The sequence below is a fragment of the Jeongeupia sp. USM3 genome (assembly GCF_001808185.1).
GTDB lineage: Bacteria > Pseudomonadota > Gammaproteobacteria > Burkholderiales > Chitinibacteraceae > Jeongeupia.
Genome location: NZ_CP017668.1, coordinates 2707204 through 2725520, shown reverse-complemented (window position 1 = coordinate 2725520; position 18317 = coordinate 2707204). Strand labels below are relative to the sequence as shown.

The following is an 18317-nucleotide window of genomic DNA, read 5'->3' as shown; positions in this document are numbered from 1 at the left end:
ACTGGCGTGGCAGAAAGCCCGGTGCGGTCCAAAAAAGCGCGGCACCAACGAAAACAGGCCGGAAACCGGCCTGTTGCTGGATTGCGCTGCAATCAATGGTGCTTGTGGTAGATCGCCGCCGGATCCTTGAGCACCGGATCGACCGTCTCCCATTCGCCGTCGCTCAGCACGCGGTAGAAACAGCTCTCGCGGCCGGTGTGGCAGGCGATGCCGCCGTCCTGCTCGATCACGTAGATCAGCACGTCACCGTCGCAGTCGAGGCGAATCTCCAGCACGTGCTGGAAGTGGCCGCTCTCCTCGCCCTTGTGCCAGAGCTTGCCGCGCGAGCGGGTCCAGTAATGCGCGGTACCGTGTTCGGCGGTCTTCTCGACCGCGTCGCGGTTGGCGTACGCGAACATCAGCACCCGGCCCGTGTGCGCATCCTGCGCGATCACCGGCACCAGGCCCTTGTCGTCCCACTTGATCTCGTCGAGCCAGCTCACAGTCTCACCTCGATGCCGGCCGCGCGCATCGCCTCCTTGGCCTGGCGCACCGTGTATTCGCCGAAATGGAAGATCGACGCCGCCAGCACCGCATCGGCATGGCCGTCGATGACCCCGTCGACCAGATGCTGCAGATTGCCGACACCGCCCGAGGCGATCACCGGAATGTCGACGGCGTCGGACACCGCACGCGTCAGCGGCAGGTTGAAGCCGATCCGGGTGCCGTCGCGGTCCATGCTGGTCAGGAGGATTTCGCCGGCGCCCAGTTGCTGCATCTTCACCGCCCACTCGACCGCGTCGAGCCCGGTCGGCCGGCGGCCGCCGTGGGTGAAGATTTCCCAGCGGGTATTGGTTTCGTCGACCGCCTTGGCGTCGATCGCGACAACGATGGCCTGGCTGCCGAAGCGGCTGGCCGCCGCCTCGACGACTTCAGGGTTGCTCACCGCGGTGGTGTTGATCGACACCTTGTCGGCGCCGGCGTTGAGCAGCCGGCGCACGTCGTCGACCTTGCGCACGCCACCGCCGACGGTCAGCGGAATGAAGACCTGCGACGCGACCGCGTCGATCACGTGCAGGATCAGGTCGCGGTCGTCCGAGCTGGCGGTGATGTCGAGGAAGGTCAGCTCGTCGGCCCCCTGCGCGTCGTACTTCCTGGCGATCTCGACCGGATCGCCGGCGTCGCGCAGGCCGACGAAATTGACGCCCTTGACGACGCGACCGGCGGTCACGTCGAGGCAGGGGATGATGCGTTTGGCGAGCGGCATCAGGCTTCCACGGCTTCGAGCTTGCCGTCGGCGAGTTCCTGCGCCGCCTTGAAGTCGATCGTGCCTTCGTAGATCGCCCGGCCGGTGATCACGCCCTCGATGCCTTCGGACTCGACTTCGACGAGTTTCTTCACGTCGTCGAGGTCGGTCAGCCCGCCCGAGGCGATCACCGGAATGCGCAGTGCCTGCGCCAGTTTCACCGTCGCTTCGATGTTCACGCCCGAGAGCATGCCGTCGCGGCCGATGTCGGTGTAGATCACGCTTTCGACGCCGTAGCCTTCGAAGCGCTGCGCCAGGTCGATCACGTCGTGGTCGGTGACCTTGGCCCAGCCGTCGGTCGCGACCTTGCCGTCCTTGGCGTCGAGGCCGACGATGATGTGGCCCGGAAACGCGTCGCACGCCTCGTGCAGGAAACCGGGCTGCTTGACCGCGGCGGTGCCGATGATCACGTAGTCGATGCCGGCATCGAGGTACATCTCGATCGTGTCGAGGTTGCGGATGCCGCCGCCGAGCTGCACCGGCACTTCACCGTCGATCGCCTTGATGATGCTCTTGACCGCATCGAGGTTCTTCGGCTTGCCGGCAAAGGCGCCGTTCAGGTCGACAAGGTGCATGCGGCGCGCGCCCTGGCCGAGCCAGTGGCTGACAAAGCTCGCCGGATCGTCGGAGAAGACGGTGGCGTCGTTCATGAGGCCCTGGCGCAGGCGAACGCACTGGCCGTCCTTGAGGTCGATAGCAGGAATGATCAGCATGATGCGGTATCAGAGTTGAAGTGGTTGATTACGCGGCGTTTTCAGTCGCCACGGCCATCCCAGTTTACGAAATTGCCCAGCAATTGCAGCCCGGCGCGATGGCTCTTCTCCGGGTGGCACTGGATTGCGAAGATGTTGTCGCGCGCCACCGCGGCGGCGAAGCGGTACGGATAGGCCGATTCGACCACGGCGATGTCGTCAGCACCGGCGAAATGGTAGCTGTGGACGAAGTAGAAGCGCTCGCCGTCGGCAATGCCCTGCCACAGCGGGTGGGCGCGCCTGATGAACATTTCGTTCCAGCCCATGTGCGGCACCTTGAGCTTGCGGCCCGCGTCGTCATGCATTTTCTCGGGAGGAAAGCGCACGACCTCGCCCGGAAACACGCCGAGACTCTCGGTCGGGCCTTCCTCGCTGCGTGCGAACAAGAGTTGCGCACCGACGCAGATGCCGAGGAAAGGCCGCTCGCTTGCTGCCTTGAGCACTTCGGCCTTGAGGCCGGACTCGTCGAGGTGGCGCATGCAGTCGGGCATCGCGCCCTGGCCCGGAAACACGACCTTGTCGGCCGATGCGACCACAAACGGGTCGGCGGTCAGCACGACCTCGGCCCGGCCTTCGGCGACAAGCTCGAAAGCCTTGGTCACCGAGTGCAGGTTGCCCATGCCGTAATCGACGATGGCGATTTTTTGCATGGTCAGCGCCTGTCCAAGGTCTTTTCACGGCAGCGTTCGGGGCAGTGCCGGATGGAGGGCAAGGCGCAAGCCGCGCCGCGGTACGAGTACCGCAAGCGGTTTGCAACGCCGCGATCCGCCGGCAATGCCCCGAACCCGAAGGGCCGGGCCGGAAAAAGGTCATTCACTACGTTGTACTCCTTGCCAATAACCGGTTATTGCCTGCGTCGTACGCCTTGTGCCTGACCTTTTTCCGGCCCGGCGCTGACGTGAAAAGACCTTGGGCAGGCGCTTAGCCTACCAGCGTGCCCTTGGTCGACGGCGTGATGCCGGCCATGCGTTCGTCGTGCTCGACCGCCATGCGCAGCGCGCGGCCCAGTGCCTTGAAGATGGTCTCGGCCTGGTGGTGGGCGTTCTTGCCCTTCAGGTTGTCGATATGCAGGCTGATCGCCGCGTGGTTGACGAAGCCGCGGAAGAACTCGCCGAACAGGTCGACGTCGAAGCCGCCGATCATCGCGCGGGTGTACTCGCAGTCGTATTCGAGACAGGGGCGGCCCGACAGGTCGACGACGACGCGCGACAGCGCCTCGTCGAGCGGCACGTAGGCGTGGCCGTAGCGGCGGATGCCCTTCTTGTCGCCGACGGCCTTGGCAAAGGCCTGGCCGAAGGTGATGCCGACGTCTTCGACGGTGTGGTGCGCGTCGATGTGCAGATCGCCGACGGCCTTGATGTCGATGTCGATCAGCCCGTGGCGGGCGATCTGGTCGAGCATGTGCTCGAAGAACGGCACGCCGGTATCGAACTTGGACTGGCCGGAGCCATCGAGATTGATCGAAACCGTGATCTGGGTTTCGAGGGTATTACGGGTAACGGTAACCTGACGCATGGATGGCCCCGATTGCGGGCGGAAGTTGGACGTGATTAATGCAGATTCTCCAACAGTTTGCCCGCGGCGGGAAGGGGCGCGCCGACATGCGCGCCCTCGCCGTGGCGGCCGGCGTCACCGGAACGCGTCGCGGACGCCCGGATTTGTCCGCCGCCGGTGCATGCGTGCGGCGCCCGGGGCCGGTCGTCCGACCGCTCCGGGCACGGCCAAACCCCGTCACGACTTCCGTTTGGTGGCCTGCGCACGCAGTGCGGCCTCGAAAGCGGTGCGCGCCCAGCGGAGCAGTTCGGACGTGTCGTCGAGCGCCGCATCGGGCAGGGTGTAGTACGACATGGTCTGGGTCTTGCCGCGAACCGCATAGCTGAACGGCCGTGTCGCGGCGGCAACGAAGGCCGCCCGGCTCACGTCGTCGGCCTTCAGGTACAGCACGTCGTCATCGACGATGGCGAAGAACGCCTCGTCGCAGTACAGCCCCCATGCGCCGAACATGCGCCGGGCGCGGATGGGGCCGAGCGGCGCCAGCTCGTCGATCAGCCAGTCCAGATACTCGCTGCGTGCGCGCACTCAGCCTCCCTTGACCGTCCTGCCGAGCGATTCGCCAAGTCGGCGCATCGCCGACGACGGGTCGTCGGCGGCAAGCCTGACCGCGATCAGCGTCGGCCGGTCCGTGTTGGACAGCGCATGCTGCCACGCCGCGTCGAACGCCTGCTCGTCGCCGACGCTGAACGCGTACAGCGGGCCGAACACCCCGGCCAGCGCGTCGAGCCGCCACGGCGCGATGTCGTTGAACGGGCCGTCGAGAATGAAGCGCTCGGTGCTGTAGCCGCCGTTGTCGAACACGATCACCACCGGGTTGAGCCCCTTCCACGCCGCCGTCGACAGCTCCATCCCGGTCATCTGGAACGCGCCGTCGCCGACAAGGACCAGCGGCCGCAGCCCGCTGCCGAGCTGGGCGCCGAGCGCCGCCGGTACCGCGAAGCCCATCGTCGTGTAGTACGCCGACGCGAGAAAGCCGGTGCGCGGGTGCGTGCGCAGCTCGAGCGATGCGAACAGGCAGTCGCCGGTATCCGAGACGACGATCATGTCGTCGGGCAGCGTGTCGTTGAGGCGGCCGATCAGCCGCGACACCGTCATCGCGTCGCCCGGCTCGGGAAAACCCGGCGCCGACGGCGGCAGGCTGTGCGCCGGCCATTCGGCCCGGCGCTCGGGCAGCGCCGCGATCAGCGCGGCGACGAAATCGGCGAGCCGCACGTTCGGGTAGCGGTGGTGGCGCACGCAGACTTCGTCGTTGCGCGCCTGGATCATGTGGCGCGGATCGAGCCTGGCGGTGAACACGCCGAGATCGACATCGTTGAGCGCCGAGCCGAGCAGCAGCAGGATATCGGCGCCTTCGACCACGTCGCGCGCGTAGTCGGCGCCCATCGCGCCCTCGTAGATGCCGAGATAGGCCGGGTGCTGCTCGGACAGCACCGACTTGCCCGACAGAGTTGCCGCGACCGGCCAGCGCAGCCGTTCGACCAGCGCCGCCAGTGCATCCTGCTGCCGGTAGCGGTGCAGCTCGACGCCGGCAAGGATCGCGCCGCGCTCGGCACCGGCGAGCAGCGCAACGGTTTCGGCGACGGCCTCGGCGAGCGCGTCCGGATCGCTGCCTTCATCCTCGATCACGCATTCGGGCTGCAGGTGGATCACCGTATCGACGCGGTCGCGCGGCAGCTCCAGATACACCGGCTTGCTGTAGCGCTTGGCCGCCGCCAGCGCCCGGTCGATCTGCCGCGCCGCGAGCAGCGGGTCGTCGAGCACCGCGCAGTAGCACGTCAGCCGCTCGAAGATCTCGCGCTGGAAGTGGTAGGGCCCGAAGCGGTGGTGCAAGAGCGGATGCTCGCGCTGCTCGACCACGCCCGGCGCACCGGAGATCACCACCACCGGCGACGACTCGGCCGCCGCGCCGGCGACCGCGTTGACGACCGACAGCGCGCCGACGCCATAGGTGACCGCCAGCGCGCCGAGGCCGTGGACGCGGGCGTAGGCGTCGGCGGCAAACGCCGCGTTGTCCTCGCGCGTGGCGCCGACCTGGATCAGCTCGCTCTGCGCGAGCTGCTGGTACCAGCGCAGGATGTAGTCGCCCGGCACGCCGAAGACGTGGCGCACGCCCTCCTCGTGCAGCCGTTGCAGCAGGTACTGACCGATGCTGGTGCTCATGACGTTCTCCCACGCCGTGGACTCTGGTTTCAATCTAGACCGGGGTTGATGGGCAAGATCTGTTTAGCGCCTTCGCCGCTGGGTAAAAGCGTTGATGCCGGTTCCGCCCGGCGGATGCACAAGCGGGCCGTTTAGCGCCTTCGGCGCGAGCTAAAGACATTTGACGCGCGTTCCGCCGCGCGTACGGGAAGGGGGCTTTGTCTCGCCAAAGCCCCCTTCACCCCAAAGGCGTGCGCTGCATCGCGCGTCGCTAGGCGGCAGAGCCGCCAAGCTTTGGCGTGACCGCGCCCTGCGGCCCTCCGGGCTGCCCTCGATCGGTCGCGAGCCAAGCCATAAGACCGGCTCGTCTCGCTCCACTCCTCGGCGCTGGCGAACGGGATGAAAGGCAGCGCACTGTTCACCGTAACGCGTGTTTGTTCGCTGCCGATTGCATACCGCCCGTATCCCCTCAGAAGCGCCGAGCAGCGCAAGTCGACACGGGGCAGTCGGGAATCGCTGTTTGAGCGCAGCGAGTTTGCGATTCCCGCCGTGGCGGCTGAGCAGCACAGGGCACCCGCAAAGCGGGCGCGGATGCGGGGTCGTCTTTGGGGTGAAGGGGGCTTTGGCGAGACAAAGCCCCCTTCCCGTTCGCGCGGCGGAACGCGCATCAAAATGCCTTTACCCGCGCCGAAGGCGCTAAAACCCGACCCACCCAGCCCACAAATGCAAAAAGGGCGCCCGCAGGCGCCCTCCTCGCTTTCAGCCAGCCAGACTCAACCGCGCGGCCGCACCAGTTGCCATGCCCGGGTCACATAGCCGGCAGCACCGAAGCCGCTCCACACGTGCACCAGCCGGGTGAACGGGAAGATCACGAACAGCGTCATGCCCATGAAGATGTGCAGCTTGAAGATCCCCGGTGCATCGACGATGTAGGTCGCCGCGTCGCCACGGAAGGTCAGGATGCGCTGCGCCCATTCCATGAACAGCGTCATCATGTGGCCGTCGAGGTGGTCTTTCGAGACGAAGATCGTCGACAGGCCGAGGATCAGCGTCACGGTGATCCAGCCCAGGGTCAGCTTGTCGCGCCAGGTGGTGATCGCGCGCAGCCGCTCGCTGCTCCAGCGCCGGTAGATCAGGATCAGCGCACCGATCAGCCCCATGCCGCCGAAGATGCCGCCGGCGATCATCGCCAGCAGCTGCTTGGCGCTGTGGCTGACGCCGAGCGCATCCCAGACCGCCAGCGGCGTCAGCAGGCCGACGAGGTGGCCGGCGAAGACGCCGAGCACGCCGATGTGGAACAGGTAGGAACCGGCGCGCAACAGACGGCGGTCGATCAGCTGGCTCGAATCGCTCTTCCACGTGTACTGCTCGCGCTCGAAGCGCACCAGACTGCCAAACAGGAAGATCGCCAGACCGATGTAGGGGTAGACCCCGAAAACGAAATGATGCAGATAAGTCATGGCCGGGCCTCCTGGTTGCGCGGGTAGAACTTCACCGTCTGGGGCCCTGCGGCCTGCGACAGCAGCGGTTCGGTGCCGTCGGCACCGGGTCCGAAGGTTTCGAGCATCTCGTCCATGTCGCGGATCGGTGGCGCGACCAGCGGCTGGATCTTGACGCTGGCGAGCGCGACCAGCGCGTTCATCACGCAGGCGTAGCGGCTTTCGGCTTCGCCGAGGCGCTCCGCCAGCGCGGCGATCACGTGAACCGCCTCGTTGAGGAAGTCCTGCGCCGTCGCAGCGTCGACGCTGCCGAGGAACTCGAGGAACAGCGGCAGGTAGTCGGGCAGCTCGTTGGCGTCGATCTCGAAACCGTGCTCGCGGTAGGCGTTCATCAGGTCGACCAGCGCCGGGCCGCGTTCGCGGCTTTCGCCGTGGATGTGCTCGAACAGGTGCAGCGAATGGCCGCGCGAGCGGTCGAACGTCGCGACATAGCCTTCCTGCGCGGCGATCAGGTCACCCGCCGCCAGCTCGGCCAGCAGCGGCGCAACGGTGATGCGCAGCCCCGTCGGCGCGTTGGCCAGCGCGGCGTCGAGTTCGGACAGCGCGTCGATCAGCTCGGCTTCCGGGTACTGCAGCAGCGCCGAGAGGACACGGAAATGCAGTGTGTCGGTCGTCATGGTTTACACCTCCGCCTTGTTCTTACGCGATTTGGGCATGTCGACGAAGATCACCGAGCCTTCCTTGCGCGCGCCGAACAGCCCCTGCGGCGAGGTACCGCCCGAGCAGCCGTTGCCGAAGGTGAAGCCGCAGGCAGCCTTGTCGTTGAAGCTGTCCTCGACCTCTTCCTTGTGGCTGCTCGGAATCACGAAGCGGTCTTCGTAATTGGCGATCGCCATGATCTTGTACATGTCCTCGACCTGCGCCTGCGTCAGCCCGACCTGCTTGAGCACTTCGAGGTCTTCGCTGCCGTGCACCGACTTGCCGCGCATGTAGACGCGCATCGCCAGCATCCGTTCGAGCGCCGACAGCACCGGCGCTTCGTCACCGGCGGTCAAGAGGTTGGCCAGATACTTGACCGGAATGCGCATTTCGCTGACGTCGGGCAAGAGGCCCTTCTGGTTCATCAGCCCGCGTTCGGCCGCCGACTGGATCGGCGACAGCGGCGGGATGTACCAGACCATCGGCAGGGTGCGGTATTCCGGATGCAGCGGGAAGGCAACCTTCCACTCCATCGCCATCTTGTAGACCGGCGACTTCTGCGCGGCGGTCAGCCACGAATCCGGGATGCCCTGACGGCGGGCTTCTTCGATCACCGCGTCCGAATGCGGGTCGAGGAAGACCTGCAACTGGGCCTTGTAGAGGTCCTTCTCGTCGGCAACGCTGGCGGCGGCTTCGATCTTGTCGGCGTCGTACAGGATGACGCCGAGGTAGCGGATCCGGCCGACGCACGATTCCGAGCACACCGTCGGCTGGCCGCCCTCGATGCGCGGGAAGCAGAAGGTGCACTTCTCGGCCTTGCCGCTCTGCCAGTTGTAGTAGATCTTCTTGTACGGGCAGCCCGACACGCACATGCGCCAGCCGCGGCACTTGTCCTGGTCGACCAGCACGATGCCGTCGTCCTCGCGCTTGTACACCGAGCCCGACGGGCACGAGGCGACACAGGCCGGGTTCAGGCAGTGCTCGCACAGCCGCGGCAGATACATCATGAAGGTGTTCTCGAACGTGCTGTACATCTCCTTCTGCACGTCCTCGAACAACTGGTCCTTGCTGCGCTTGGCGAACTCGCCGCCAAGGTCGTCTTCCCAGTTCGGACCCCAGTTGATCTTGTCCATCTTCTTGCCGGTGATCACCGACACCGGCCTAGCCGTCGGCGGCGTCTGCACCTCCGGCGCGTTCTGCAGCCGGTCGTAGTCGTAGGTGAACGGCTCGTAGTAGTCGTCGATCTCGGGCAGGTTCGGGTTGGCGAACATGCTCGCCAGAATCCGCAGCTTGCCGCCCTGACGCGGTTCGAGCTTGCCGTTCGGAAGCCGTTTCCAGCCACCGTTCCACTTCTTCTGGTTTTCCCATTCCTTCGGGTAACCGATGCCGGGCTTGGTCTCGACGTTGTTGAACCACGCGTACTCGACACCGTCGCGCGAAGTCCAGACGTTCTTGCAGGTGACCGAACAGGTATGGCAGCCGATGCACTTGTCGAGGTTGAGCACCATCGCTACCTGGGCGCGAATCTTCATGCTTTTTCTCCCTTGAGTTCGCCTTCCATCCAGTCGACCTTCTTCATCTTGCGGATCACGACGAACTCGTCACGGTTGGCGCCAACGGTGCCGTAGTAGTTGAAGCCGTAGGCCTGCTGCGCGTAGCCGCCGATCATGTGCGTCGGCTTGGTCACCGTACGCGTCACCGAGTTGTGGATGCCGCCGCGCTTGCCGCTCTGCTCGGCGCCCGGCACGTTGATGATCTTTTCCTGCGCGTGGTACATCAGCGTCATCCCTTCCGGAACGCGCTGGCTCACCACGGCGCGGGCGGTCAGCGTGCCGTTGACGTTGAACACCTCGATCCAGTCGTTGTCCGCTATGCCGGCCTTCTTGGCGTCGGTTTCGGACAGCCACACGTGCGGGCCACCGCGGCTCAGCGTCAGCATCCGCAGGTTGTCCGAGTAGGTGGAGTGGATGCCCCATTTCTGGTGCGGCGTGATGAAGTTGAGCACGATCTCCTGCTCGCCGTTCGGCTGGCGGCCGAGCATCGGCTGCACCGTCTTCAGGTCGATCGCCGGCTTGTAGACGGCAAAGCCTTCGCCGAAGTCGAGCATCCAGCGGTGGTCCTGATAGAACTGCTGGCGGCCGGTCAGCGTGCGCCATGGGATCAGCTCGTGGACGTTGGTGTAACCGGCGTTGTAGCTGACTTCCTCGCTCTCGATCCCCGACCAGGTCGGCGACGAAATGATCTTGCGCGGCTGCGCCTGCACGTCGCGGAAGCGGATTTTTTCATGCTCGCGGCCGTTCGCCAGATGGGTGTGGTCGCGTCCGGTGACCTTCGACAGCGCCGCCCACGATTTCACCGCGACGTGGCCGTTGGTTTCCGGTGCCAGCGTCAGGATCATCTCGGCGGCGTCGATCGCCGTGTCGAGCTTCGGCTGGCCGTTGGCGGCGACGCCGTTCAGCGCGGCCAGTTCGTCGATCTCATGACCGGTCTGCCAGAAGATGCCCTTGCCGCCGTTATTGACGTTCTTCAAGAGCGGGCCGATGGTGGTGAACTTCTCGTAGATGCGGGCGTAGTCGCGCTCGACCACGGTCATGTTCGGCGCGGTCTTGCCCGGAATCAGCTCGCACTCGCCCTTCTTCCAGTCCTTCGGCGCAAACGGCTGGCCCAGCTCGCCCGGGCTGTCGTGCATCAGCGGCGTCAGGACCAGATCCTTCTGCACGCCCAGATACGGCCCGGCGATTTCGGAGAACTTCTTCGCGATCGCCTTGTAGATTTCCCAGTCGGTCTTGCTCTGCCACAGCGGTTGCACGGCTTCGGACAACGGGTGGATGAAGGGGTGCATGTCCGAGGTGTTCAGGTCGTCCTTCTCGTACCACGTCGCCGTCGGCAGCACGATGTCGCCGTACAGGCAGGTCGTGCTCATCCGGAAGTCGAGCACCGTCAGCAGGTCGAGCTTGCCTTCTGCAGCCGGGCGGACCTTGATTTCGGACGGCGTGATCGCGTCGTTTTCATCCGAGAACACGGCGTTCTGCGTGCCGAGCAGGTACTTGAGGAAGTACTCGTGGCCCTTGCCCGAGCTGCCCAGCAGGTTCGAGCGCCAGACGAAGAGGTTGCGCGGGAAGTTCTTCGGGTTGTCCGGGTCGTCGCAGCTCATGTTGAGCTGGCCGGATTTGAGCTGCTCGGCGGCAAACTCGGCCGGATTGCGCCCAAGCGCTTCGGCCTGGCGGACGACGTCGAGCGGGTTGGTTTCGAGCTGCGGTGCGCTCGGCAGCCAGCCCATCCGTTCGGCCTTGGCGTTGAAGTCGATCAGCGACAGGTCCTTGTACGCATCGACATTGGCGCTCGGGCCGAGGATTTCGGAGACCGAGAGCTTTTCGTGCCGCCACTGGCTGGTGTGGGCGTAGAAGAACGAGGTGCCGTTCATCTGGCGCGCCGGGCGCTGCCAGTCGAGCGCGAACGCCAGCGGCGTCCAGCCCGGTTGCGGGCGCAGCTTTTCCTGGCCGACGTAATGCGCCCAGCCGCCGCCGCTCTGGCCGACGCAGCCGCACATCATCAAGAGGTTGATGATGCCGCGGTAGGTCATGTCGTTGTGGAACCAGTGGTTCAGCGCCGCGCCGACGATGACCATGCTCTTGCCGTGGGTGTCGTGGGCGTTCTGGGCGAACTCGCGCGCAACGGTCTCGACGTCGATCGCCGGCACGCCGGTGTGCTTGACCTGCCACGCCGGGGTGTACGGCACGTCGTCGGCGTACGAGGTCGCAACGTTGGCGCCGCCCATGCCGTTGTCGACGCCGTAGTTGGCAAGCAGCAGGTCGTAGACGGTGGCGACCAGTGCGGTCGAGCCGTCGGCCAGGGTCACGCGCTTGGCCGGGACGTTGCGGAACAGCAGGTCTTCGGCTTCACCGCCGAAATAGTCGAAACCGACCGAGGCGACGTCGTCGTGTTTCCCCTTGAGCGACAGCAGCGGATCAATCTCGACGCCGTCAGCGACGTTCTTCATTTCGAGGTTCCACTTGCCCTTGCGGCCCTCGGACTCGTTCCAGCGCGAGCCGATCGTGCCGTTCGGCACCGTCAGCGCGCCGGTGGCGGCGTCGATCAGCACCGTTTTCCAGTCCGGGTTCTGCGCTTCGCCGAGGTTGTCCGGCAGTTGCGAGGCGCGCAGGAAGTGGTCGGCGACAAAGCCGTCACCCTTGGCGCGCAGGGTCACCAGCATCGGGAAGTCGGTGTACTGCTTGCCGTAGTCGCGGAAATAGTCCGAGGCGCCGGTCTTGTGGAACTCGTTCAGCACCACGTGGCCCATCGCCATCGCCAGCGCCGCGTCGGTGCCCTGCTTCGGCGCCATCCACAGGTCGCCGAACTTGACCATTTCGCCGAAGTCGCTCGAGACGGCGACGGTCTTGGTGCCCTTGTAGCGGACCTCGGTGTAGAAGTGCGCGTCCGGCGTGCGCGTCATCGGCACGTTCGAGCCCCAGACCATCAGATAGGTCGAGTTGTACCAGTCGGCCGATTCGGGCACGTCGGTCTGCTCGCCCCAGACTTGCGGGCTGGCCGGCGGCAGGTCGCAGTACCAGTCGTAGAACGACAGCGGCACGCCACCGATCAGGCCGAGGTAACGCGCGCCGGCGGCGTAGCTGACCATCGACATCGCCGGGATCGGCGAGAAGCCGATCACCCGGTCCGGGCCGTAGTTCTTGATCGTGTACGCGTTCGACGCGGCGATCAGCTCGGTGACCTCGTCCCAGCCGGTGCGCACGAAACCGCCCAGACCGCGGACCGACTTGTACGACGCCGACTTGGCCGGGTCTTCGACGATGCTCGCCCATGCGGCGATCGGGTCCATGGTCTTGCGCGCCTCGCGCCACAGCCGTGCGAGCCGGCCGCGGATCATCGGGTGCTTGACGCGCTGTGCCGAGTAGACGTACCACGAATAGGAGGCGCCACGCGGGCAGCCGCGCGGTTCGTGGTTCGGCAGGTCCGGCCGGGTGCGCGGGTAATCGGTCTGCTGCAGCTCCCAGGTGATCAGCCCGTTCTTGACGAAGATGCGCCAGCTACAGGAGCCGGTGCAGTTGACGCCGTGGGTCGAGCGGACGACCTTGTCGTGGGTCCAGCGGTTGCGGTAACCGTTCTCCCACTGGCGGTCTTCGTTGACCACGGCACCGTGGCCGTCGGCGAAGGTGTCGCGGGTCTTGGAGAGGAACTTCAGTCGGTCCAGAAAATGGCTCATGCTGCCTCCGGTTGCGGTTCTGGTCAGCGCGCGAAGGCGCCTCTTTGGATGAACCGAGCTTACGGCGGGCATGCCAAGCGCAACATTCGCCGCACGATCAGGCCGTGCGGCGCAATCGGCTTAGCGGCCCTAGTCCGAAGTGACTAGATGTGAAGAGTCAAGACGTTGTTTTTCGTTGCTGAGAGACGGGACATGGGCACGTGGCAGCCGATGCCGTGATGCGGACGGTGCCAGTTGTAATAATGATTCCAATACCTCAGGACTGCGCCGCGCTCATCCGAGTGTTGATAGGTTTGGCCGTAGGCCCATTCGCGCAGCGCGGACTGGATGAAGCGCTCGGCCTTGCCGTTGGTTTGCGGTCGGTAGGCGCGGGTGAACCTCTGCTTAATGCCCAGTTCAACGCAAACGCGGCCGAAGTCATGGGAGCGGAAGGCGGGCCCGTTATCGGTGATCAGGCGCTGGAGCGGTACGCCCAGCGTTTTGAAGTAGTCGTTGGCCGCACGCAGGAAGTCGATGGCGCTGGCGCGGCGCTCGTCGGGGTAGAGTCGGGTGAAGGCGATGCGACTATGGTCGTCGATCGCCACGAACAGATATTCCCAGCCGCTGTTTCGGCTGTTCTGGCGACGATCGCCGGTGATGCGATGGCCGACCTGCTCGAAGCGGGCGAGCTTCTTGATGTCGACGTGCAGCAGTTCGCCGGGCGTTTCGCGCTCGTAGCGCTGCACAGGCTCTGCGGGCTGCAGGTCGCTTAACCGCGATAGCCCTGCGTGTCGCAGCACGCGACTGACGGTTGCTTTGGACACGCCGATATAGCTTGCGATGCGAGCCTGCAGGAACAGCTTGCGACGCAATTCGATGATCGTCAGGGCAACGCTGGGCGCAATGGCACGTGGCGAGCGCTCGGGACGCGAGGATTTGTCGAGCAAGGCAGCCGCGCCGCCGACCAGATAGCGGCCCAGCCACTTGCGGGTGGTGACCGCGCTTACGCCATGGCGTGCCGCCGCCGCCGCGGTCGACAAACCATGCTCGGTGATGTCCTGAACCATTTCCAGGCGACGCAGATACGTCAGTCGGGCATTCTTATGTGTGTTCATCCGGTGTCTTGTTCTGTGACTGGGGGTTTGGCGATTTCCAGTCTCGCAGAACTTCTCCGGGTGAACACCCGAAACAACCTATTGAACCTTCACACCTAGAAGCGCCCGCCCGAAACGCGGCGGATGCCCCAAGGGCGCTTCCTGCCGGGCGCAAACCCGGCGCGCCGGCAAGGCGCACGAAACGTCCCGCGGGGATGCCCTTCGGCCGCGGCGGTACGGGCAGTACGGCAAGTGATGCAGCCGGCAGGATTTCGTCAGCCGTGCCAAGGAGGAAGTGATGCGCAACCTCGTGATCCTGGCCCACCCCCATCTGGGCAGTTCGGTCGTCCATGCCCGGCTGGCCGAGATGCTCGCCGAAACCGGCGACGTCTCGCTGCACCATGCCGACACGCTGATCTTCGAGGGCGCCCTCGACGTCGACGAGGAGCGCGATGCCTGCGGCCACGCCTCCCGGCTGGTGCTGCAGTTTCCGCTGTACTGGTTCGCGCCGCCGGCGTCGCTCAAGGTCTGGCTCGATACCGTGCTCGACCCTGCGTGGGCGCTGGCCGAGCCGAAGCCGCTTGCCGGCAAGACCGTGCAGGTCGTCGCCAGCTACGGCAGCCCGCGCTGGGGCGAATCGGCACCGGCATTGCTGCTGCGACCGCTGATCGAAACCGCGCACCTGTGCGGCATGCACTGGGCCGAGCCGCTGCTGCTCGACGTCGGCGATGCGCCGCTCGCGGTGATCGGCCCGTTTGCCGAGCGCTACCGGACGCTGCTCGAAGCGCCGGCCTGACAAGACAAAACCCCGCCTTGGCGGGGTTTTGTCTGGCGAGAGGCCGAAATCAGCAAGGCATTTCGGCGTTCTTGCGCGAGAAGTACCACCAGGTGATCACCGCGCACGACACGTAGAAGGCGATGAACGCGTACAGCGCCGCTTCGGCCGCCCCGGTCGCCTTCATCGAAAAACCGAAGGTCTGCGGAATGATGAAGCCGCCGTAGGCGCCGATCGCGCTGATGAAACCGGCGGCAGCCGCCGATTCACGGGCGCCGTCGGCCTCGGCTTCCTTGATCGACGCGGCATCCTTGCCCTTGGCTTCGCGCATTGCCAGCGTCGAGAAGATCGTCGGAATCATCCGGTAGGTCGAGCCGTTGCCGATCCCGGCCAGCAGGAACAGCGCGAGGAAGCACAGGAAGAAGCCCATGAAGCTGCCGGCGCCGCTGGCCCCCGGCAGGAAGGACAGCACGCCGAACACCGCGACCACCATGCCGACGAAGATGCCGAGCGTGACCTTGGCGCCGCCGACCTTGTCCGACACCATGCCGCCGATGGGACGGATCAGCGCGCCAACCAGCGGGCCGATGAAGGCGACCTTGGTCGGGTCGACGTCGGGGAACTGGGTCTTGGAGAGCAGCATGAAGCCGGCCGAAAAGCCGATGAAGCTGCCGAAGGTGCCCAGATACAGCCAGCACATCAGCCAGTTGTGCTTGCGCTTGAAGATCACCGCCTGCTCGGCGAACGAGGCCTTGGCCGATGCGAGGTCGTTCATGCCGAACCATGCGGCCAGCGTTGCCGCAGCAACGAAGGGCACCCAGACGAAGGTGGCGTTCTGCAGCCAGATCTCGCCGCCGTTGGGCAGCGCCTGCGGGTTGCCGCCGAAGGCACCGAACATGCCGACGGTGATCGCCAGCGGCATCACGAACTGGGCGATCGACACGCCGAGGTTGCCAAGGCCGGCGTTCATGCCGTTGGCGTAGCCCTTCTGCGACTTCGGGAAGAAGTAGGCGATGTTGGCCATCGAGCTGGCGAAGTTGCCGCCGCCGAAACCGGTCAGCAGCGCGATGATCAGCATCACCGGGTACGGCGTGGTCGGATCCTGCACCGCGTAGCCGAGCCAGATCGCCGGAATCAGCAAGGATGCGGTCGAGAGCGTCGTCCACTTGCGCCCGCCGAGCATCGACGGCAGGAAGCTGTAGAAGATCCGCAAGGTCGCGCCCGACAGCGACGGCAAGGCGGTCAGCAGGAAGAGCTGGTCCTTGGTGTACGAGAAGCCGACTTGCGGCATCTTCAGTACGACGATGCTCCAGACGATCGAGCACGAGAAGGCAAGCAGCAGGCACGGAATCGAGATCCACAGATTGCGCTTTGCAACCTGCGAACCGGTATCCCGCCAGAAGACCGGATCCTCGGGCTCCCAGCGTTTGATCAAGGCATTGGACATTGCGTTATCCCCGTTTGGCGGGCGCTGACGCGCCACATGTTTTTGAACGGTAGTACAAACGCCCCGAAAACGAGGCCATTGCACGCAATGTAGTCCTGCCCCGGCAATCCGGCCATTCGCCATCGGATCAGCATCGACAGGTCGAATGGCCGGGCCGGCTACTCCTTTCGGACTAGTCGGTGGCCGGGCCGGCACTCAACCCGGCTTGCCGTCGGTGCGCGCCTTCAGGTAGATCGGCAGGGCCTGCGCCGCCCAGACCGCGAACGCCAGCAGCGCCGCACCGCCGGCGGCGGCATGCAGCGCGAACTGCGCCTGCGGCCAGATTTCGCTGGCGACGCGCGCCAGCGCCACGGCGTGCAGCAGCCAGTACGCGGTCCAGGTCAGCCCGCCGGCCGCCAGCGGCCGGCCCGAATGGCCCATCGTCACGCGGGTGACGAAGCCGAGCAGCATCGTCGCGAAAAAGCCGATCGTCAGCGCGTGCAGCGGTGCGAACGCGAACAGCGGCCGGCCCAGCGCATCGGCGACGTCCTGCACGGCAAACAGCAGCATGGCGATGCCGGCCCAGGCAAACGACGCATGCAGCATCGCCAGCAGCCGGTTCCCAAACGATGCGAACAGCCGCCAGCGCCAGCTCGTGTACAGCAGCAGCCCGGCAAACAGCACGTCGACGGCAACCGGATTGAACTGCATCAGCACGAAGCCGCCGTGCGCCCACGACAGCACGACGAAGGCGCCGAGCAGCCCGCCCGGCCGCCATGCGGTGTAGCCCGGAATCACGTTGGCCGAAAAGAACGGCACCATCCGGTGCGCGACGATGAGGAAAACCGGCAGCAGGAAGCCCCACACCCCCAGCGTCACCGCCGGCTGGAACGCTTCGGCGATGCCGAACCACGAGACGCCGGTCATCGTCGCCAGCGCGATCGCGCCGAGGCCGAAAGCGAACGCGACGGCCGTCGCGTGCTTCTTGTCCGCAGCGCGGCTGGCGCGGATGCGGCCGATCCACAATATCGTCGCGCCGACCCAGGCCATCCAGTGCATCGCATCGCCCAGCGACCACGCCATGGGCCAGCGCAGCGCGATCAGCTGCAGCACCGTGCCGGTCGTGTAGCCGAGGATCGCCGGCGCCCACGCCGCCAGCGGCGGCGGCTCGACGTTCAGCCACTTCGGCCCGGCGGTATAGATGAAGCCGAGCATGAACAGCGGAAAGAAGCCGAACAGCATCAGGTCGGCATGCAGCCACATCGGCGGAATTGCACTGTGCGTCGAGCCGCCGGAGAGCCGCAGCACCATCTCGGCGGCCCACCATGCCAGCGCCAGTACGGCGCCGAGGCCGCCGAAGAAAAATGCCGCACGGTGCGGCGCGTCCCAGAGTCGCTTCATCGTCAGTCCTTGTGGATACGGCGCGCCGCCATCGCCTGGCCGATCCGCGCCAGCACGTCGGCCGGGATCAGGCGCTCGGCGTGCGGATAGAGTTCGGCCTCTTCGCGGGCCGCGTGCGCCGGATAATCGCGGGCAAAGCCTTGCACCGCAGCCGGATCGAGCCGTGCCGCCCGCCCTTCGGCCAGTGCCAGCAAGGCCGGGCGCAAGGCCTGCCATTGCGCGCCGAGGGCATCGTGCTCGGCGGCGATCTCGTCGACCGCCGCGCGCAGGGCCGCGTCGCCGCGTTCGCGCAGCAACGGGAACACGTCGTCGTCCTCGTCCTGGTGATGCAGCGGCGCGGCAACGTCAAAGTAGCGCAGGATCGCCGCAGCGGCCCGCACCGCCTCGGCATCGACGCCGCGCGTCGCAACGTGGCCGGCCAGCTTCGGCAGCAGGCCGGCGTAATGCCGGACCCGGTCGTGGCAGGCGATCAGCATCGCGATCGGCGTATCGAAACCGACCGCGTCGGTGGCAAAGGGATTGCGCACGGCACTAAAGAGGTATTTTCAAT

Annotated in this window: 16 protein-coding genes; 1 reads left to right on the top strand and 15 read right to left on the bottom strand. The window is 65.9% G+C overall.

The features are described 5' to 3' along the window. Positions 1-92: 92 nt before the first annotated feature. The 12 genes from hisI to BJP62_RS12765 all read right to left on the bottom strand — a co-directional run bounded on the left by hisI (position 93) and on the right by BJP62_RS12765 (position 14186). Positions 93-482 (bottom strand): phosphoribosyl-AMP cyclohydrolase, encoded by a 390-nt coding sequence (hisI, locus tag BJP62_RS12820; protein ID WP_070530147.1) that lies wholly within the window; start codon positions 480-482, stop codon positions 93-95. Then, positions 479-1246 (bottom strand): imidazole glycerol phosphate synthase subunit HisF, encoded by a 768-nt coding sequence (gene hisF, locus BJP62_RS12815; RefSeq protein WP_070530145.1) that lies wholly within the window; start codon positions 1244-1246, stop codon positions 479-481. Before hisF ends, hisI begins: the two co-directional genes overlap by 4 nt. Next, a complete protein-coding gene (gene hisA, locus BJP62_RS12810) occupies positions 1246-1998 on the bottom strand; it encodes a 1-(5-phosphoribosyl)-5-[(5-phosphoribosylamino)methylideneamino]imidazole-4-carboxamide isomerase (protein ID WP_070530144.1) in 753 nt (250 codons plus the stop codon). The genes hisF and hisA overlap by 1 nt, the downstream gene beginning before the upstream one ends. Before the next feature lie 41 nt (positions 1999-2039). Beyond that, complete coding sequence (gene hisH, locus BJP62_RS12805) at positions 2040-2687, bottom strand: imidazole glycerol phosphate synthase subunit HisH (RefSeq protein WP_070530142.1); 648 nt, start codon at positions 2685-2687, stop codon at positions 2040-2042. A gap of 271 nt (positions 2688-2958) precedes the next feature. Beyond that, entirely contained in the window at positions 2959-3552 is a 594-nt protein-coding gene (hisB, locus tag BJP62_RS12800; RefSeq protein WP_070530141.1) for an imidazoleglycerol-phosphate dehydratase HisB, read from the bottom strand. A 216-nt stretch (positions 3553-3768) separates the two neighbouring features. After that, positions 3769-4116 carry a TfoX/Sxy family protein gene (locus BJP62_RS12795; protein WP_070530139.1) on the bottom strand — a complete coding sequence of 116 codons (348 nt, stop codon included), beginning with the start codon at positions 4114-4116 and terminating at the stop codon, positions 3769-3771. Beyond that, positions 4117-5751 carry an alpha-keto acid decarboxylase family protein gene (locus BJP62_RS12790; protein WP_070530137.1) on the bottom strand — a complete coding sequence of 545 codons (1635 nt, stop codon included), beginning with the start codon at positions 5749-5751 and terminating at the stop codon, positions 4117-4119. It abuts the gene before it with no gap. Positions 5752-6503: 752 nt separating this feature from the next. After that, positions 6504-7190, bottom strand: coding sequence for a respiratory nitrate reductase subunit gamma (narI, locus tag BJP62_RS12785; protein ID WP_070530135.1), 687 nt, complete (start codon positions 7188-7190; stop codon positions 6504-6506). Next, positions 7187-7846: a nitrate reductase molybdenum cofactor assembly chaperone gene (gene narJ / locus BJP62_RS12780; protein WP_070530133.1), complete on the bottom strand. Its 660-nt coding sequence runs from the start codon at positions 7844-7846 to the stop codon at positions 7187-7189. The genes narI and narJ overlap by 4 nt, the downstream gene beginning before the upstream one ends. A gap of 3 nt (positions 7847-7849) precedes the next feature. Continuing rightward, on the bottom strand, positions 7850-9400 hold the full coding sequence (narH, locus tag BJP62_RS12775; RefSeq protein ID WP_070530132.1) for a nitrate reductase subunit beta: 1551 nt from the start codon (positions 9398-9400) through the stop codon (positions 7850-7852). After that, positions 9397-13092 (bottom strand): nitrate reductase subunit alpha, encoded by a 3696-nt coding sequence (locus tag BJP62_RS12770; RefSeq protein ID WP_070530130.1) that lies wholly within the window; start codon positions 13090-13092, stop codon positions 9397-9399. The genes narH and BJP62_RS12770 overlap by 4 nt, the downstream gene beginning before the upstream one ends. 143 nt (positions 13093-13235) lie before the next feature. Next, positions 13236-14186 carry an IS481 family transposase gene (locus tag BJP62_RS12765; protein WP_070529791.1) on the bottom strand — a complete coding sequence of 317 codons (951 nt, stop codon included), beginning with the start codon at positions 14184-14186 and terminating at the stop codon, positions 13236-13238. 277 nt (positions 14187-14463) lie between these two features. On the opposite strand from BJP62_RS12765, the gene BJP62_RS12760 reads away from it, so the two are divergent. Next, positions 14464-14961, top strand: coding sequence for an NAD(P)H-dependent oxidoreductase (locus tag BJP62_RS12760; protein ID WP_070530128.1), 498 nt, complete (start codon positions 14464-14466; stop codon positions 14959-14961). A 49-nt stretch (positions 14962-15010) separates the two neighbouring features. Here the strand turns inward: BJP62_RS12760 and BJP62_RS12755 are convergent, their stop codons facing one another. The 3 genes from BJP62_RS12755 to BJP62_RS12745 all read right to left on the bottom strand — a co-directional run bounded on the left by BJP62_RS12755 (position 15011) and on the right by BJP62_RS12745 (position 18294). Next, positions 15011-16387 carry a NarK family nitrate/nitrite MFS transporter gene (locus BJP62_RS12755; protein ID WP_070530126.1) on the bottom strand — a complete coding sequence of 459 codons (1377 nt, stop codon included), beginning with the start codon at positions 16385-16387 and terminating at the stop codon, positions 15011-15013. Between the two features lie 195 nt (positions 16388-16582). After that, positions 16583-17767, bottom strand: a complete 1185-nt coding sequence (locus tag BJP62_RS12750; protein WP_070530125.1) for an NnrS family protein — start codon at positions 17765-17767, stop codon at positions 16583-16585. Between the two features lie 2 nt (positions 17768-17769). Beyond that, positions 17770-18294 (bottom strand): hemerythrin domain-containing protein, encoded by a 525-nt coding sequence (locus tag BJP62_RS12745; RefSeq protein ID WP_205700900.1) that lies wholly within the window; start codon positions 18292-18294, stop codon positions 17770-17772. Positions 18295-18317 lie beyond the last annotated feature (23 nt).

Bases quoted from the DNA above. Each gene is read 5' to 3' on its own strand.
- hisF (WP_070530145.1), bottom strand. From the start codon at position 1,246: ATGCCGCTCGCCAAACGCATCATCCCCTGCCTCGACGTGACCGCCGGT.
- hisA (WP_070530144.1), bottom strand. From the start codon at position 1,998: ATGCTGATCATTCCTGCTATCGACCTCAAGGACGGCCAGTGCGTTCGC.
- hisH (WP_070530142.1), bottom strand. From the start codon at position 2,687: ATGCAAAAAATCGCCATCGTCGATTACGGCATGGGCAACCTGCACTCG.
- hisB (WP_070530141.1), bottom strand. From the start codon at position 3,552: ATGCGTCAGGTTACCGTTACCCGTAATACCCTCGAAACCCAGATCACG.
- BJP62_RS12790 (WP_070530137.1), bottom strand. From the start codon at position 5,751: ATGAGCACCAGCATCGGTCAGTACCTGCTGCAACGGCTGCACGAGGAG.
- narI (WP_070530135.1), bottom strand. From the start codon at position 7,190: ATGACTTATCTGCATCATTTCGTTTTCGGGGTCTACCCCTACATCGGT.
- narJ (WP_070530133.1), bottom strand. From the start codon at position 7,846: ATGACGACCGACACACTGCATTTCCGTGTCCTCTCGGCGCTGCTGCAG.
- narH (WP_070530132.1), bottom strand. From the start codon at position 9,400: ATGAAGATTCGCGCCCAGGTAGCGATGGTGCTCAACCTCGACAAGTGC.
- BJP62_RS12770 (WP_070530130.1), bottom strand. From the start codon at position 13,092: ATGAGCCATTTTCTGGACCGACTGAAGTTCCTCTCCAAGACCCGCGAC.
- BJP62_RS12765 (WP_070529791.1), bottom strand. From the start codon at position 14,186: ATGAACACACATAAGAATGCCCGACTGACGTATCTGCGTCGCCTGGAA.
- BJP62_RS12760 (WP_070530128.1), top strand. From the start codon at position 14,464: ATGCGCAACCTCGTGATCCTGGCCCACCCCCATCTGGGCAGTTCGGTC.
- BJP62_RS12755 (WP_070530126.1), bottom strand. From the start codon at position 16,387: ATGTCCAATGCCTTGATCAAACGCTGGGAGCCCGAGGATCCGGTCTTC.
- BJP62_RS12750 (WP_070530125.1), bottom strand. From the start codon at position 17,767: ATGAAGCGACTCTGGGACGCGCCGCACCGTGCGGCATTTTTCTTCGGC.